The sequence below is a fragment of the Petrotoga halophila DSM 16923 genome (assembly GCF_002924615.1).
This window is the reverse complement of sequence record NZ_JALY01000264.1, coordinates 1-2,311: the sequence shown is the minus strand read 5'-3', so window position 1 is coordinate 2,311 and position 2,311 is coordinate 1. Positions and strand designations below refer to the sequence as shown.

Annotated in this window: 2 protein-coding genes; both read right to left on the bottom strand. The window is 35.8% G+C overall.

From position 1 onward, the window contains the following. The coding region (locus AA81_RS12675) for a tetratricopeptide repeat protein (RefSeq protein WP_146050398.1) at positions 1–1,234 on the bottom strand (1,234 nt) is incomplete at its 3' end. Positions 1,235–1,404: 170 nt separating this feature from the next. Next, the gene (locus tag AA81_RS12670; protein ID WP_103899245.1) at positions 1,405–1,929 is read right to left on the bottom strand and encodes a hypothetical protein; all 525 of its coding nucleotides are present in this window, start codon (positions 1,927–1,929) and stop codon (positions 1,405–1,407) included. Positions 1,930–2,311: the final 382 nt, after the last annotated feature.

Sequence of the window (2,311 nt, the reverse complement as noted above, 5' to 3'; positions counted from 1 at the left end):
CCATTACCATAGGAGATAAAACAGGAATGGGAGGAGGGGAGTGTAGTTCTATTTCAATATCTTTTATCTGAATGCGTTTTATGTTTGGTAAAAAAAGGATAATGATTAAAAACACAATAAGAAATACAGAAAGAGACCAGTTTATTTGAATAGAAAGATACCACTCAGGAACAAATAGGTGAAGCAGCAATAATGCAAGAATAAGCAGTATAAGCAGTAAAAGAATAGAAAATCCAATTCTCTTAAGCCAGCGATGTAAAGGGGAATTAAACCACCAGCGCCACAAGGATGGCCTAATTTGATAGTTCCAAATATTGTCGAGCAATTCACGCGCGGGTGCCTCTATTGGAGATTTTGATTTTAATTTGATACACTCTTCAAGTTTTTCTTTTGCTGTAAAAATGTCATTGCTCTTAAGGTAGAAGTGCCCTAAAAAATACAGAACATAAGCCCTTATTTCTTTTCCCTGTTTTGAGTTTTTCGACAACGTTTCATTCATCTTTTCCAGGTTTCTTATGATTGTGGTGATTTCTTCTTGATACTTTTTATCTTCTGAATCCAAGGAGAATTCTGCCTTGAGATAATTAGTATAAGTATACCAGAGGAAATGTATTGGATTACTTGAATCCAAAGTCATTGCCTGTTTAAAGGATTCACTTGCAGTATCATAGTCTTTTTCTTCGATTTTGATTCTGCCTTGTAAACTCCATGCAGGAACAAGTTCCTCATCTATATTGAGCGCGTTATCAACATTGTCAGAAGCCTCTTTAAGATTTCCAAATTTAAAGAATAGTTCTCCTAAGTTGGTATATGCCAAGGCATTTTTTGGATCTATCTCAATGGCTTTCTCGTAAGCCTGCAGCGCCTCTTCATGTCTTTCAAACTCACCAAGTTCAACACCTTTGTTGACCCAGGCATCAGCATACTGTGGATTTATCTCGATGGCTTTCTCGTAAGCCTTCAGCGCATCTTCATATCTGCCAAGCTTGATAAGTTCAACACCTTTGGCGAACCAGGATTCGGCAAACTGCGGATTTATCTCGATGACTTTCTCATAAGCCTCTAGCGCATCTTCATGTCTCCCAAGCTCGCCAAGTGCAACACCTTTGCCAAACCGGGCTTTGTCATCTTGCGGATTTATCTCAATGGCTTTTTCAAAAGCCCTTAACGCCTCTTCATACCTCCCAAGCTCGCTAAGTTCAACACCTTTTTTGAACCATTCCTTATCAGTCATTTTTTCTTCCCGACCTCCTTTACTTTATGGTCAGCCTTTCCACAAGATTAACCTTTTCTTCTTTAAACAATATTGCATATAACGTCCTGCAGATGAAAGAAGTTCAACAACCATTGGATCTGGGGTAACTCGAATTTTTCTTTTATCCGCTGTTAGGTGACGGCGAAATATTACTCCCACCATGGTTTACTCGCTTCGGTTGAAACTTTTGAATAAAGCTCGCAAATAGCCTTTATTATCGGTTTCAGCTCATATTTATCTCCTCTAAAAGTAAGTGTCCATGTTGTAGGATTAAAAATACGAAGGAAATCTTTTTGGTCTATTCCAGCTATCATATTCGGGGGTAATATACTTGAATCAACAAAATTATGCCTTTCAGAAGATTCTGCCCACTTCTCTAATCTTTCATCAAAATGTTCAAAATGATTTCTAAAGTTCCTTGGTTGTATAGGGGAATTATCTTCAATACCTAAGCTTTTTCGTAACTTTTCGCCTCTCATCCCATATTTTTGATTTATTGGCCAAAAAATTTTGGAGATATTACCTACAGCTACCAAAAAATTTTGTATTGCATACCATACTAGATCTGAATCTTTATTTGATAATCCTGTTTTTATTTGCTCTATAGCAATAATGTCGAATTTACATTGTCGCTCAATTTCCATTTGAAATATTTTCAAAACCATTTTCTCCATCTCACCTGACCCCCTTTAGGAAATCCTAACAGTTGTCTAGCCTGCTTGGAATTTCAGTCTGTCCCTTAGCATTTTGTTATTTTCTCACTTAATAAATACCTTCTCTTCAGCATTTGCTCTGTGTATTCCCATTTCTTTTGCTATCGCTCTTTGACTTTTGTGTTTATTAAAATACAAAAATCGTAAAATTCTTTATTCAAATCGTCTGCTCTTTGATTTTTTAATCATTACTTTTATCTTTATTTCTTATTCTTTCTAATTCTTTATCATGCTCGTCTCTTAGAGAATATCTATCTTCCCCTTTCTTTGTTAATCTATCATATAGCACATCAAAAGAATTATTTGGATTATGTATAAATAGGCTATATGTATTATCCAACTC

Coding starts and splice junctions, on each gene's coding strand:
- AA81_RS12670 (WP_103899245.1), bottom strand. CDS start 1,929: ATGGAGAAAATGGTTTTGAAAATATTTCAAATGGAAATTGAGCGACAA.